Here is a 13,900-nt window from a genome sequence, read left to right as displayed (position 1 = left end):
GTGTGGCACACGGAGCCAGTAGAACTGGATCGTCAGCCGTGGCGCGTCGTGTCGATGCCCAGGCTCATGCCCGCGAGGCCACGTCGACGCACCGCGAGCTTGTCCGCGATAGCGCGCAGTGCCCGCCCCGATGCCGACTCGGGCGCTGAAAGCACCACGGGCTCACCGGAATCACCGCCCTCGCGAAGAGCCGTCTCCAGCGGCACCTGGCCGAGCAATTCGACGCTCGACCCGACAGCACGGGTCAACCGCTCTGCGACCTTCTCGCCGCCTCCGGAGCCGAAGGGCTCCATTCGCGTACCGTCGGGCAGTTCGAGCCACGACATGTTCTCGACGACGCCGAGGATCTTCTGCCTGGTCTGCAGTGCGATCGCGCCCGCGCGTTCGGCGACCTCGGCGGCGGCCTGCTGCGGGGTGGTCACCACGAGGATTTCCGCACCGGGGATGAGCTGAGCAATGGAGATCGCGACGTCGCCGGTACCCGGCGGGAGGTCGAGCAGGAGAACGTCGAGATCGCCCCAGTAGACGTCGGCGAGGAACTGCTGCAACGCACGGTGCAGCATCGGTCCGCGCCACGTGACGGGGGTGTTGCCGTCGGTGAACTGCCCGATCGAGATGAACCGCACGTCGTGGCTCATCGGCGGCATGATCATCTTCTCGACCTGCGTCGGCTTCGCATCGCTACCGAGCATGCGCGGGACGGAATGGCCGTAGATGTCTGCGTCGAGGACGCCAACGGACAGGCCGCGCTGCGCAAGAGCGGTGGCCAGGTTGACCGTCACCGACGACTTGCCGACGCCGCCCTTGCCGGACGCAACGGCATAGACCCTGGTCAGTGAATCCGGTTGTGCGAACGGGATGACCGGTTCGGCCTTGTCGCCGCGGAGCTTCTTGCGTAGCTCGGTGCGCTGTTCGTCGTCCATCACGTCGAGATCGACGCGGATCGTGCCGACACCGGGGACGTCGGCGACGGCCTTCTCCACGCGACCCGAGATCTCGGTGCGCATCGGACACCCCGACGTCGTCAGATAGATGGTGACGTCGACGCTCGCGTCGTCGTTGATCTGCACCGACTTGAGCATTCCCAGGTCGGTGATCGGCTTGCCGATCTCGGGATCGTTGACCTTGCTAAGCGCTGAGCGGATCGCGGATTCGGTTGGCTGAACTCCGGTAGTCATCTCCGCCAGCTTAGCGCCGCGATCAGCGCAGGTAGAGAACGGGTGGGGTGCTCACCCGGACACCGATCACGCGGCCGGTCCGACCATCGGGTCACAACCTCGAGGCACACCTACCCCGGCAAGATCTTCAGTGCGGGGGTGCTCGTGGTCGCTGGTCCGGGCTTGCGCGGCGCGTTCTGCTGGGGTGCGGGCTTGGGCGCGGGCTGGCCGGGGATCGTGATGCCCGGAGGCAGGCAGATCGCGCCAAGACACTGCTGCGACGGCGTTGTCGGAGTCGACGGCGTCGACGAATCCGACGACGAGTCGGGTGAACTCGGCTCGCCCGGCTTCGGAGGCTTCGACGGCTTCGACGGCTTGGAACTCGACGACGAGGACGAGGACGGTCGCTTCGGCTCGGGAATGGGGTTGGTCGGCATCACGCCGGTCGCATACGCCCCCGCCCAGGCCAAGACATTGGTCACGTAATCCATCGAGTGGTTGTACCGATACACCGCTGCGACCTTGTTCTTGTCTGTCATGATGTCGGTGAAACCCGAGCACAGGTAGCGGCCGGCCGAATAGGTGGCGTCGAAGATGTTGTTCGGGTCGGCCTTGCCGTCGCCGTTACCGTCGGCTCCCCACGCGGCCCACGTACTGGGAATGAACTGCATTGGTCCCATCGCTCGTGCATAACCGCCCTCGTGACGAATCACCTCGTTGCCTGCGAGAGAGCCGTCGAGTACGGGGCCCTCAATGGGATTGATGGTGTTGCCGTATTGGTCGACGGAGCCGTTGCTCGCATGATTCGACTCGATCCTGCCGATGCCCGCCAGCAGGAACCAGGGGAGCTTGCACTGTGATTCCTCGGTACCGATGCGGTTCGCAGCAAGTTTGTAGGCCTGGAGCACGACGCCCGGTATGCCGAGCGGACCCGATGGCAGGTCAGCTGCGAGACGATACTGCGGGGCGGCTGCGGTCGCCGCAGCGGCGGAACTGGCCGAGACGGTCGGCGGGGGCGCGAAACCCAGCAGCGCGACCGGCTCGGCGGGTGCGACCGCCGCGAGCACGACCGGCTTCTCGGGCTCGGCGCGCACCGCCACCGGAACCCCGCCCTGGGCGCTCGACGTCGCCGCTCCGAGCACCATCACACCGACGAGGGCACCGCCCGCGCCGACGGCGAGAGCTCGTCCGGGGAGTCGGGTGCGCTTGGGGCCGCGACGACGTCGAAAAGCGTGTGGCGCTCTCAATCTCGGACCCTCCCGAGATCGCTGACACCCACCAGTCGAGTCTGACCCGTCATCGACACTCCATTGCCTCCACAGAAACGCCGGGCGTCACTGTCGGCTGATGTCCGACGGCACTCCGGCTGTGACCCACCATACATATGGGTCATGCGTCCGAGTGCGGAACCTCCACGAAAGTTCACCATGTGAAAGTCATCGCGTGATCTAGCCGTGAAGTTACGCGCACCGCGGTACTAGCGCTCGGGGTGACGCCGCGCCTTCTCTGTCTCGGTCGCGCCATCGAGTCCCTCGAGGCGGGCAACGAGCCGGTCGGCGAGGTCGTCGAGCATGTCGTCGAGTTCTTTTCGCAGGTAGTCGCGGGTGACGGTATCGCCGACGGCGAGGCGGACCGCGGCGAGCTCTCGGGCGAGGAACTCCGTGTCTGCTTTGGTCTGGGCTGCACGCGCACGATCCTCGTCGAGCGCGACCCGGTCGCGGTTCTCCTGTCGGTTCTGGGCCAGGAGGATCAGGGGCGCGGCGTATGCGGCCTGCGTCGAGAAGGCCAGATTGAGCAGGATGAACGGGTACGGGTCGAATCGCAGCGCAACCCAGCTCAGATTGATGATGATCCAGACGATGACGATCACCGTTTGAATCGCCAGGTAGCGGCCGGTGCCGAGGAAGCGCGCGATGCGCTCGGCGTACATGCCGATCAGGTCGCTGTCGACGTGGAACGACGGGCGTCGGTTGACGCGTGGGGTGTCGAGGCGGCGGGTGCTCTGCTCGCTCGTCATTCACTCGCTCCTGATGTGCCGTTGCCGTTCGCGGCGCCTGCCGTCGCCGACTCTGGTTCGTCGTCCTCGGGTTCGTTCTCGCGCCAGTCGCGCGGAAGCATCTCGTCGAGGAGGTCGTCGACACTGACCGCGCCGAGGAGGTGGTTCTCGTCGTCGACCACCGGTCCACAGACGAGGTTGTAGGTCGCGAAGTAGCGCGTGACCGTCTCGAGCGAATCGTCGGGGTGCAACGACTGCAGGTCCGTGTCGAGGATGCCTCCGACGATGTTCGCAGGTGGCTCGCGCAGCAGCGCCTGCAGGTGGACGCATCCCAGATAACGGCCGGTCGGCGTGGCGGTAGGTGGACGCACGACGAAGATCATGCTGGCCGCTGCCGGGGTGACGTCGGGGTCGCGGACTCGTGCGAGCGCCTCGGCGATCGTGGTGGAGGCGGTGACGATCAGCGGCTCCGAGGTCATGAGGCCGCCCGCGGTGTCGGGGGAGTGGGTGAGCAGTCGTCGGACGGGCTCGGATTCCTGGGGATCCATTCGCTCGAGCAGCGACTCCGCCTCGGTGTCCGACAGTTCGCCGAGGAGGTCGGCGGCATCGTCGGGGTCCATCGCCTCGAGCACGTCGGCGGCACGTTCGACGCCGAGGTGTGCGAGCACGTCGGTCTGATCGTCCGGCGGCAGCTCCTGCAGCACGTCGGCGAGTCGCTCGTCGTCCAGGGCTTCGGCGATCTCGTCGCGACGTTTGGGCGGCAACTCGCGCAGGGCGTTCGCGACGTCGGCGGCGCGCATCCCCTCGAACTGGGAAAGCGCCTGTGCCACGCCCTGTCCGGGTAGCTCGAGTGCGCTCGCGGTGAGTCCCTGCACCCGATTCCACTCCACCACAATGGTTTCGCCGCGTCGCAGTCCTCGACGTGCCGGACGCGCCGCGACACGCGAGACCACCCAGTCGCGAGTACGGGTGCGCTCGATACCGAGGTCGACGACGATCATGTCGATGCCCTTGAGGTCCTCATGGTCGGGATCGTCGATGCGCACGCGCGTGTCCAGGATCTGTCCGATCGCGAGCGCTTCGCCTGGGCGCAGGTGCAGTCGCCGCAAACTCACGGTTCCGGTGTTGAGCGTCACCGCGGTGGGATCGATGGACGTGACCCGAAGCATGGGGACGAAGATCCGTCGGCGCGTGGCCAATTCGACGGCGAGACCGAGCACGCGAGGCTGTTGTCCCGGAAGGCGGACGGCGATGACGGCATCGCGGACACGACCGATCGACTCACCATCAGGACCAAGGACCGCCAATCCGACTAATCTGGCCACGAAGACCTTGCTCACCGACGCCATGTGGGTAAGGGTAGTTGCCGAGTGGAGGACATGACATGACCAACCCGCTGAGTTCCGGTCGGCAGACCCCGGGTCTCCCGACCCCGCCCAAAGGGTGGCCGATCGGCTCGTACTCGACTTACGCTGAGGCGCAACGTGCTGTCGACTATCTCTCCGATGAGAACTTCACCGTCCAGGACGTGACGATCGTCGGCGTCGACCTGATGCAGGTCGAGCGTGTCATCGGCCGACTCACCTGGGGCAAGGTGATCGGCGGCGGTGTGGTCTCGGGGGCATGGCTCGGGCTGTTCTTCGGTTTGCTGGTCTCACTCGTCGTCAGCGGCAACGCGTTGGTGCCCATCCTGTTCGGTCTCGTCGGCGGCATCGTCTTCGGTGTCATCTCGACGACGATCCCGTACGCGGCGACTCGCGGCCAGCGCGACTTCGCGTCGACGATGCAACTCGTCGCCGGACGCTACGACGTTCTCTGCGACCCGAAGAGCGCCGAGAAGGCCCGCGACATGCTCGCCCGCCTCAATCCCTGACCCACTCTTCGATCCCTCGCGTATGTGCGTGAAACCGGCGTGCGCGAAGAACTTTGGCACGGTCGCGCCGAATGTGTTGCTTGTCACTACCGCACCGGGCTAGCGTAGCCACCAACGCCATGGCGCGCGGTGACGCTCGCTGTGCTGCGTACGACATCGAGGAGGCTGCGTGCGGAGCGACGGTGACCAAGCCGATAGCGGCGATCACGACGGGAATACAGACAACAGCGATAGAGGCAACAGGCATACAGGCATTGGGGTCCAGCGGAATAGGGCCGCAGGCGATGTTGCCGGGCGAGCAGTGGGACGGAGCCGATCGCGACGCATGTCGGTGAAGGCGGCCGTCGCCGCTGCGGCACTGGTCACCGTGCTCCCGATCGTGTCGGCGTGCGGTTCCGGTCATGAACCAGGACTCCTGAATCTGTACCCGCCTGCCGACGGTGCCGGTTCGATCAAATCCATGGGCGACAAGTGTTCTCAGGAGTCCGGTGGCAAATATCGCATCGTGACGACGGCCTTGCCGAAGGCTGCCGACGACCAGCGCCTGCAGTTGGCGCGACGGCTTTCCGGCAACGACAAGAGCCTCGACCTGATGGGCATGGACGTCGTGTGGACCGCCGAGTTCGCCGACGCGGGTTGGTTGACTCCGGTACCAGAGAACATCGCCGGTGAGGTGGAAGGCAGAACGCTCGGTGGTCCGCTCGAGACTGCCAAGTGGAAGACCAAGCACGATGACGCGGAACGCCTTTACGCGATCCCGATCTGGACCAACACCCAATTGCTCTGGTACCGCAAAGATGTTCTGCGCGAGACCCTCGACAAAAGCCAGCCCGCCAAGACATGGGACGGCATGGTGGCTGACGCGACCCGCAGCCTCGCCAAGGGCGGGCCGAGCTACATCATGGTGCAGGGCAAGCAATATGAAGGCCTGATGGTCTGGTTCAACTCTGTACTCGCGAGCGCGGGCGGTGAGGTGGTCGACCCCAACGATCCGAACAAGGTGACGCTCAACGACACCCCAGAACATCGAGCCGCGACGGTGAAGGCGCTTCGTATTCTCAAGGCCGTTGCGACCGCTCCCGGACACGATCCGTCGTTGACCAACGGCGACGAGACCAGTTCGCGACTGGGCATGGAGACGGGAAAGGCGATCTACCAGGTCAACTGGCCGTTCGTGCTCTCCTCGATGCGAGAGAATGCCGCCGCGGGCAGCGTGCCGTTCCTGACCGAACTGCAGCAATACTCCGGTCTGTTCGCCGACAAAGACAACACCCCGACAGACGAACAATTGGCGCCGGTTACCCGTGCGGTTCGGCAGAAGTTCGACTTCGCCCCCTATCCCGGTGTGACAGAAGCAATTCCGGCCAAGAGCACGGTCGGCGGACTGAATATCGCAGTGGCGAACACCTCGCAGCAGAAAGACCTGGCGTTCGAGGCGGCGATGTGTCTGACGAACGCGCGCGCGCAGAAGTTCTACTCGATCGACGCGGGTACCCCGCCGGTCATCTCGTCGCTCTACAGCGATCCCGATTTCCGCGCGGCCTATCCGATGGCCGACGACATCAAACTCCAGCTCGAACCCGAGCATGCTGCACTGCGTCCGAAATCACCTGATTACCAAGCGATCTCGACGCTGCTGCAGGCAAAGCTCTCTCCGGTCGGCTCCTGGGACCCCGAGACCCTTGTCGACGAGCTTGCCGAGCAGGTGCAGAAGGCGATCAACGGGGAGGGACTCATCCCATGACATCCGGCAACGACGGCACGGGCAACGACCCGGCCGAGGAGCGCAGGGGCAGGCACGCAATGCCCGGCGACGGTGACGACACCGGGGGATCGGCGAGGACGGACGGGTCGTCAACCGGGCACGGGCCCGGATCTTACGGCCGCACAGTGCATTCGGACGCGTGGACGCCGCCCGAGCGTCTCGGGCAGCCCACCGGGGGCGCACCTGAGCACGCCGCGCCGACGTCGAGCACCCCGTCCACTGGGGTTTCGTCCACTGAGGTTCCGTCCTCCGGGGTTCCATCCTCCGAGGCCCCGTCTGTGAAGAAGTCCGCGCCCCTGACGCCTACCGCCGCGCAAGCGACGGTGGTCGGGGACGCTTCCCGCTCGGATGCCGCGAGGTCGGGAGGCGGGACTTCAACGGCGACTCTGGAGCGATCCGAGACGTCGTCGAAGCGCGCGAAGCGATCCGGTGAGGTGAGTGAGGGCAAGAAGCAGGAACGTCGACTGGCGTACTGGTTGATCGCTCCGGCGGTGATCCTCATGCTGGTGGTCACCGCGTACCCGATCGTCTACGCATTCTGGTTGTCGCTCAACAAGTCGAGCCTGTCGGCGCCGGGCGAGCGTGAGTTCACGTGGTTCAGCAACTACGGCACGGTGCTCAGTTCCAACTACTGGTGGACGGCGTTCTTCGTCACGCTCGGCATCACCGTGGTCTCGGTCGCCATCGAGTTGGTGCTCGGCATGGCGATCGCAATCGTGATGCACCGCACCATCTTCGGGCGCGGTGTGATCCGGACCGTCGTGCTGATCCCCTACGGCATCGTGACGGTTGCGGCCGCGTTCTCGTGGTACTACGCGTGGACACCCGGAACCGGCTACCTCGCCAATCTCCTGCCGGACGGCAGTGCGCCGTTGACACAGCAGTGGCCATCACTGGCGATCATCGTGCTCGCCGAGGTCTGGAAGACCACGCCGTTCATGGCGCTGCTGCTGCTCGCCGGTCTCGCGCTGGTGCCCGATGAGCTACTCAAGGCCGCAGAGGTCGACGGCGCGGGCGCGTGGACCCGCCTGCGGCGCATCATCATTCCGATGATGAAGCCCGCGATCCTGGTCGCGCTGCTCTTCCGCACGCTCGACGCGTTCCGCATCTTCGACAACATCTATGTGTTGACGGCGGGCAACAACAACACCTACTCGGTGTCGATGCTCGGCTACGACAACCTGTTCAAGGCGTTCAATCTGGGTGTGGGATCAGCGATTTCGATACTCATCTTCGTGTGTGTCGCGATCATCGCCTTCATCTTCATCAAGGGCTTCGGCACCGCCGCGCCCGGTTCCGACAACGAGGGGAGGTAGGACGCCATGAACCGCACCGCCAAATCTCGGGTCGGCTGGCTGATCGCCGACATCCTGGTCGTGCTCTACGCGATCATTCCGCTGCTGTGGATCATCAGCCTGTCGTTCAAGCCGGCCAGCAGCGTGACCGACGGCAATTTCTTCCCGACGCACTTCACACTGGAGAATTACTCGGGGATCTTCCAGACGAGTGCGTTCACCTCTGCGCTGCGCAACTCGCTCGGAATCGGTCTCATCACCACGCTCATCGCCGTCGCGATCGGCACGATGGCCGCCTACGCGGTTGCGCGACTGGACTTTCCCGGCAAGAAGCTGCTCGTCGGTGCCGCACTGCTGATCGCGATGTTCCCCCAGATCTCTCTGGTCACACCGCTGTTCAACATCGAGCGCAGTATCGGACTCTTCGATACCTGGCTCGGCCTGATCCTCCCGTACATCACGTTCGCTCTGCCGCTGGCCATCTACACTCTGTCGGCGTTCTTCCGAGAGATCCCGTGGGAGTTGGAGAAGGCGGCAAAGATGGACGGCGCCACGCCGTTTCAGGCGTTTCGTAAGGTCATCGCACCGCTGGCCGCGCCCGGTGTCGTGACCGCGGCGATCCTGGTATTCATCTTCGCCTGGAACGATCTGCTCCTCGCGCTGTCGTTGACCTCAACAGAACGGGCGATCACCGCTCCCGTCGCGATCGCCAACTTCACCGGCAGTTCGCAATTCGAGGAGCCGACCGGCTCCATCGCTGCCGCGGCGGTGGTCATCACCATCCCCATCATCATCTTTGTGCTCTTCTTCCAACGTCGAATCGTCGCCGGCTTGACCTCCGGCGCGGTGAAGGGATAGTCCCCATGGCAGAGATCGTGCTCGACAATGTCAGCAAGAAGTACGCGGACGGCACTGTCGCCGTTCACGACTTCACCCTCACGATCGCCGACGGCGAGTTCATCATCCTCGTGGGGCCGTCGGGTTGCGGAAAGTCGACGACCCTCAACATGATCGCGGGTCTCGAGGACATCAGCAGCGGCGACCTGTACATCGGTGGGGAGCGGGTCAACGACAAGTCGCCCAAGGACCGCGACATCGCCATGGTGTTCCAGAGCTACGCGCTCTACCCGCACATGACGGTCCGACAGAACATCGCGTTCCCGCTCACCCTGGCAAAGCTGCCGAAGGACGAGGTCAACAAGAAGGTCGACGAGGCCGCCAAGATTCTCGATCTGACTCAGTACCTCGACCGCAAGCCGTCGAATTTGTCTGGAGGCCAGCGCCAGCGCGTCGCCATGGGACGCGCGATTGTGCGGTCGCCCAAGGCGTTTCTCATGGACGAGCCGCTGTCGAACCTCGACGCCAAGCTCCGCGTCCAGATGCGCACCGAGATCTCGCGTCTACAGACGCGACTGAGCACGACGACCGTCTACGTCACGCACGATCAGACCGAGGCGATGACCCTCGGTGATCGTGTGGTGGTGATGCGCAACGGATATGTCCAGCAGGTCGGCGCACCCAACGAGCTCTACGACAATCCGGTCAACGTGTTTGTCGCAGGGTTCATCGGTTCGCCGTCGATGAACTTCCTGCCGGGTACCTTGAGGGCTGACGCGATCGATACGCCGCTGGGTCGATTGGTGCTCGGCGACCACGATGTCGTTGCGGCCGAGGCGAAGAAGGAAGGCAGCAATGGCGAGGTGCTGATCGGCATCCGGCCCGAGCAGATCGAGGACGCCTCGCTCATCGATCCGGCGGTCAAGGCGCGTGGGACGACGTTCACCGCGGACATCGATGTGCTCGAGTCGATGGGTTCGGACAAGTACGCCTACTTCACCATTGACTCGGGCCGCGCAGCTAACGACGCCCTGGCTGAACTGGCAGCGGATTCGGGCTCAGACCTCGGTACTGGCGAGATGGTCGCCAGGCTCTCGCCGGAGTCGGCGGTGACGAAGAACTCGCGCGCCGAGTTGGTGTTCGACACCGACAAGATCGCCGTGTTCGACCAGCAGTCGGGAGTGAGCCTGCGCCGCAGGTGATCGCCCCCGCTGCTCGAGCCTGTCGAGACCACCGCTGCTCGAGCGCCAACCCGCTGGTCGAGCGCCAACCCGCTGGTCGAGCGCCAACCCGCTGGTCGAGCTTGTCGAGACCACTACCGCCGGCGGCGGCGCGACTGCTCGCGGAGTTCCTCGATGATCTCGTCGTCCCAGATGTGCCTGCGCACAAGGCGATAGCGCTCGCCCGCGACCCACATGTAGAGCTCGGCGTCGTCGGTGATGTCCGGCCGGACCTCGGCGCGGCGGGCCATCCGAACCACCGGTAGGAACTCCTCACCGAACCACCGGCGCGCGACTTCCGGTCTGCTCAGGAACTCTCCGACTTCTTGGCTGAGCCGAAAACCCCACGCCTCGACAGCCTCTGCGAGTTCGGCGTAGGCGAACGGGTCGGACAGGCGCACGGCATCGGCCTGCGCTCCCGTGAGGGGAACACGTGCGAGAAAGAGTCGGCGATGGTCTTTGAGTACGAGGTCAGACGGCGCGTTGATGCCATCAGGTGTGATGCGCGTGTGGATTTCGGTGACGTAGGCGTCGATCGTCTCGACATGGCGGGCGATCGCGATCGAGACGCGGTGATGACCGTCGATCACGAAGTACATCGACCCGATCTTGTACAGCAGGACCGGCGGAACCGACTCTCCCCGCCGCTGCGCGGCGGCAAGACGTTGCCAACGTTGCCGGATGCGCGACGACGTCGGCCGGAAGTACTTGTCGAAATCCTTTGTCCGGTCGACACTTCCGACGATGTCACGCACGTTGACCTGCTGCAGACCCAGGTTGGTCTCGCCGGTTCTGCCCAGTGCGCGCACGACTTCGTCGAACGGCAGGATCGTGTTGACGTCGGCGGGTTGGCGGGTGAACCAGTGTGTGAGGCGGGCGAGTTCGGCCTGACGCCGCATGCGGGCGAAATCGTTCTCGGCGTCGGCGTCGGGAAATCCGGTGTCACGCGCCATATCGTCGCCTCACGATCGTGAAGTCGCGGCTCTCGGGCTCTATGTCGAACTGGCAGTATCCGACCACGTTCATCGACACGGTGTCCTCGCCGACGATCTTGTCCTGTGGATGTGCGCCGAACGGATGAACATGGCCGTGGACGAGTAAGGCCGGATGAAGGTCCGACACCAGGCTGTTGAGGCACTCGAAACCGCGATGCGGCGCGTCGTCGCCGTCACCGACGCCACGGGCAGGACTGTGGGTCAAGACGATATCGGGTCGACGCCGCCGCAGGTGGGCGCCGATACGGACTCGCCAACTGCGCCATCGCTGTTGCGCTTCGGTGTACTGATTGGGGCCGCCGTTGTAGCGGATGGAGCCGCCGAGTCCACTGATACGCAGCCCGGCGGCCTCGACGGTGCGGCCGTCGGCGTTGATCGCTCCGAGCGGGCCGGGATCGCGTGCCGGTAGCCCGGCGCGCACCCAACCGGTCCTGGATTGTCGGTAGCCACTGAGATCTGGATCGTGGTTACCCGGAACGAAAACGCACGGCGCGTCGCAGAGCATCATGAGAGAGTCCAGATATTCGAAGGGAAGGTCCCCGGCGCCGAGGATGAGGTCGGGTTTTCCCTCGATGCCCACCCCGAAGGTGAGTGAGTCCACCACCTCGTCGGCGACAGCCAGAACACGCACCATGTGTGTCAGGGTAGGCCCGGCGTGCGGTGCACGTGGCCGAGCCCTTTAGAAGCTGGCGTGCGGAGCGCCGATTCCCGGGTCGATCCGCACCGGGCCGTCCTTCGAGGGCGCGACCGGAAAGTCGAAGATCGCGGTCGGAATGTACACGGTCGCACAGGAATTGGGAATGTCGACGACCCCGGACAACCGTCCCTCGATCGGCGCCGAGCCGAGAAGCAGGTACGCCTGCTCCGGGCTATATCCGAACTTCGTGAGGTACTCGATAGCGTGCAGACATGCCCGCTGGTAGGCGAGGTCGGAGTCGAGGTAGCGCTGCTCACCGTCGAGCGTGACCGACGTACCCGAGAACGCGATCCACTCCGAGTACTGCGGATCGGTATTGCCGGGCATGAAGATCGCGTTCTCGGTGACGCCGTAGGTCTCCATGCCGCCCTTGATCAGGTCGACGTGCAGATCGATGAAACCGCCCATCTCGATGGCCCCGCAGAAGGTGATCTCGCCGTCGCCCTGAGAGAAGTGCAGGTCGCCAAAGGAGAGGTTGGCGCCCGGCACGAAGACGGGATAGAAGACGCGCGTGCCCTTCGTGAGGTTTTTGATGTCCTGGTTGCCGCCATTCTCGCGAGGCGGTGCCGTTCGCGCAGCCTCCGCGGCGACGCGACCGAAGTCGGCCCCGCTCAGCGACCCGAGGATGGCGCCGTCGGGTTCGGGTGGAAGTGCGAGTGGCGGAACGCGTTCGGGATCTGTGGCGATCAGCGCGCCCTCCCGCGCATTCCAGGTTGCCAGCAACTGAGGGCTCGGGGCCGTGCCCATCAGGCCGGGATGCACGATTCCGGTGTACTTCACGTGCGGCACATGGCGACTCGCCGCACTCTGCCCGGCGAAGTCCCAGATCGCCTTATACGCGTCGGGAAATTGCTCGGTGAGAAACCCTCCGCCGTTGAGTTTGGCGAAGATACCCGTGTAGCCCCAGCCCTGGCCTGCGAGCGGACCCGAATCCTCCTGGGGAATGGGCCCGACGTCGAGGATATCGACGATCAGCAGGTCGCCGGGCTGCGCGCCTTCGATGGCGAATGGTCCCGAGAGAGTGTGCACGTTGTTCAGTGGGGCGTTGAGGATGTCGTCGGCGGAATCGTCGTTGTGGATCGCGCCGTCGAACCACTCACGGCAATGTGCGCGGAAGGTGTCTCCCGGCTTCACCGTGACCGCAGGCGGAATATCGGGATGCCAACGGTTGTGTCCGACGATCTGCTGCGCGGTGAACGGCGCGCCATCCCACAGGGGCTCACCGAGATCGACCAGTGCGTCCGGCGCGAGGATGAGTCCCTCGACAGCGGGCGCCGCGGCAACGGTCGCCAATCGCCGGTGCAGGCCGGGCATCGGGACCCGGTTGTGCATCCGCACCACGAGTTCTGCGCGGGGGCCGCGCAGCGGGTCGGCATGCAGGTCACCCGGATCGGTCATCGGATGACGGGCGCATCCGACGGTCACGAACACCACGTCGTCGTCGAGCGCGAATCGTTCGACGTCGATGGGCTCGACGCCCAGGAAGGTCACCGACGCCCGCTGTGGTTCGACGCCGAGTTCGGAGACGACGTACTCGTGCACGGTGTCGGTGACGGAAGGACTCACGGCACTCAACGGTAGCCGGGCGGTTCAGGGACGCGGTAACCGCCGGTGCAGCGGATTGGTGGTCACCGGCGTCGAACGTCGCTGCGAACCCGGGACCGACGACACAACGGCCGGTGCGTCGGCGGTCGCTCGCGTTGCGTCGTGTGCCCGCATGGCAGCACTGTCGCCGACGCCGAGCCGTGGGGCGGTCACGATTCGTCGAGCGCGCTCCGAGCAGACCGGGCACTCCACGTCGTCGGGGACGGTGAGCATCGAGTGCACCCGTTCGACGTCATCGCATGCCTGCGGGCACCGGAAGACGTAGGTTGGCATGTGCAGACCATAGCGCGACCTGTGCGTCGCGGAATCTTGAAAGGCACTGCACCGTCGCGACATCAGGAGGCCGTCATGCCGGAGTTGCTCTTCCCGTTGGACTCATCGAAGCCGTTCACCGCGCAGCAGATCGTCGGACACAACCGTTGGCATCCCGATATTCCGCCTGCGGTCACGGTGAAGCCGG

15 protein-coding genes are annotated in these 13,900 nt (G+C 65.1%); 7 read left to right on the top strand and 8 right to left on the bottom strand.

Going from position 1 to position 13,900, the window contains the following annotated elements; all coding sequences use genetic code 11:
- Positions 1-32 precede the first annotated feature (32 nt).
- From A5777_RS02610 to A5777_RS02595, 4 genes are all read right to left on the bottom strand, one after another.
- On the bottom strand, positions 33-1,178 hold the full coding sequence (locus A5777_RS02610; protein WP_064861530.1) for an Mrp/NBP35 family ATP-binding protein: 1,146 nt from the start codon (positions 1,176-1,178) through the stop codon (positions 33-35).
- Between the two features lie 110 nt (positions 1,179-1,288).
- The gene (locus tag A5777_RS02605; protein WP_197502275.1) at positions 1,289-2,404 is read right to left on the bottom strand and encodes a lytic transglycosylase domain-containing protein; all 1,116 of its coding nucleotides are present in this window, start codon (positions 2,402-2,404) and stop codon (positions 1,289-1,291) included.
- Positions 2,405-2,634: 230 nt separating this feature from the next.
- Positions 2,635-3,174, bottom strand: coding sequence for a DUF1003 domain-containing protein (locus A5777_RS02600; RefSeq protein WP_064861528.1), 540 nt, complete (start codon positions 3,172-3,174; stop codon positions 2,635-2,637).
- On the bottom strand, positions 3,171-4,502 hold the full coding sequence (locus tag A5777_RS02595; RefSeq protein WP_064861527.1) for a magnesium transporter MgtE N-terminal domain-containing protein: 1,332 nt from the start codon (positions 4,500-4,502) through the stop codon (positions 3,171-3,173). Before A5777_RS02595 ends, A5777_RS02600 begins: the two co-directional genes overlap by 4 nt.
- Before the next feature lie 35 nt (positions 4,503-4,537).
- On the opposite strand from A5777_RS02595, the gene A5777_RS02590 reads away from it, so the two are divergent.
- The 6 genes from A5777_RS02590 (at position 4,538) to A5777_RS02565 (ending at position 10,125) form a co-directional block, all read left to right on the top strand.
- The gene (locus tag A5777_RS02590) at positions 4,538-5,026 is read left to right on the top strand and encodes a general stress protein (RefSeq protein WP_005205789.1); all 489 of its coding nucleotides are present in this window, start codon (positions 4,538-4,540) and stop codon (positions 5,024-5,026) included.
- 119 nt (positions 5,027-5,145) lie between these two features.
- Entirely contained in the window at positions 5,146-5,361 is a 216-nt protein-coding gene (locus A5777_RS02585) for a hypothetical protein (RefSeq protein ID WP_064861526.1), read from the top strand.
- Positions 5,352-6,770: an extracellular solute-binding protein gene (locus A5777_RS02580; protein WP_064861525.1), complete on the top strand. Its 1,419-nt coding sequence runs from the start codon at positions 5,352-5,354 to the stop codon at positions 6,768-6,770. The genes A5777_RS02585 and A5777_RS02580 overlap by 10 nt, the downstream gene beginning before the upstream one ends.
- Positions 6,767-8,107 (top strand): ABC transporter permease subunit, encoded by a 1,341-nt coding sequence (locus tag A5777_RS02575; RefSeq protein ID WP_082933517.1) that lies wholly within the window; start codon positions 6,767-6,769, stop codon positions 8,105-8,107. Before A5777_RS02580 ends, A5777_RS02575 begins: the two co-directional genes overlap by 4 nt.
- A 6-nt stretch (positions 8,108-8,113) precedes the next feature.
- Complete coding sequence (locus A5777_RS02570; RefSeq protein ID WP_005205785.1) at positions 8,114-8,944, top strand: carbohydrate ABC transporter permease; 831 nt, start codon at positions 8,114-8,116, stop codon at positions 8,942-8,944.
- Between the two features lie 5 nt (positions 8,945-8,949).
- Positions 8,950-10,125, top strand: a complete 1,176-nt coding sequence (locus tag A5777_RS02565; protein ID WP_064861524.1) for an ABC transporter ATP-binding protein — start codon at positions 8,950-8,952, stop codon at positions 10,123-10,125.
- Between the two features lie 113 nt (positions 10,126-10,238).
- On the opposite strand, the gene A5777_RS02560 is transcribed toward A5777_RS02565, so the two are convergent.
- The 4 genes from A5777_RS02560 to A5777_RS02545 form a co-directional block, all read right to left on the bottom strand.
- The gene (locus A5777_RS02560; protein WP_005205783.1) at positions 10,239-11,096 is read right to left on the bottom strand and encodes a ParB N-terminal domain-containing protein; all 858 of its coding nucleotides are present in this window, start codon (positions 11,094-11,096) and stop codon (positions 10,239-10,241) included.
- Positions 11,086-11,772 (bottom strand): metallophosphoesterase family protein, encoded by a 687-nt coding sequence (locus tag A5777_RS02555; protein ID WP_064861523.1) that lies wholly within the window; start codon positions 11,770-11,772, stop codon positions 11,086-11,088. Before A5777_RS02555 ends, A5777_RS02560 begins: the two co-directional genes overlap by 11 nt.
- Before the next feature lie 45 nt (positions 11,773-11,817).
- Positions 11,818-13,326 carry a formamidase gene (fmdA, locus tag A5777_RS02550; protein ID WP_442903008.1) on the bottom strand — a complete coding sequence of 503 codons (1,509 nt, stop codon included), beginning with the start codon at positions 13,324-13,326 and terminating at the stop codon, positions 11,818-11,820.
- A gap of 99 nt (positions 13,327-13,425) precedes the next feature.
- The gene (locus tag A5777_RS02545; RefSeq protein ID WP_064861522.1) at positions 13,426-13,713 is read right to left on the bottom strand and encodes an FmdB family zinc ribbon protein; all 288 of its coding nucleotides are present in this window, start codon (positions 13,711-13,713) and stop codon (positions 13,426-13,428) included.
- Positions 13,714-13,788: 75 nt separating this feature from the next.
- Between A5777_RS02545 and A5777_RS24545 the strand changes: the two genes are divergently transcribed.
- Positions 13,789-13,900, top strand: a 112-nt coding sequence (locus A5777_RS24545; protein ID WP_156529264.1) for an acetamidase/formamidase family protein, incomplete at its 3' end; no start/stop codon positions are given.

The organism is Gordonia sp. 852002-10350_SCH5691597 (genome assembly GCF_001665715.1).
Taxonomy (GTDB): domain Bacteria; phylum Actinomycetota; class Actinomycetes; order Mycobacteriales; family Mycobacteriaceae; genus Gordonia; species Gordonia sputi.
The sequence above is the reverse complement of the archived record's forward strand: the minus strand, read 5'-3'. Positions and strand labels throughout refer to the sequence as shown.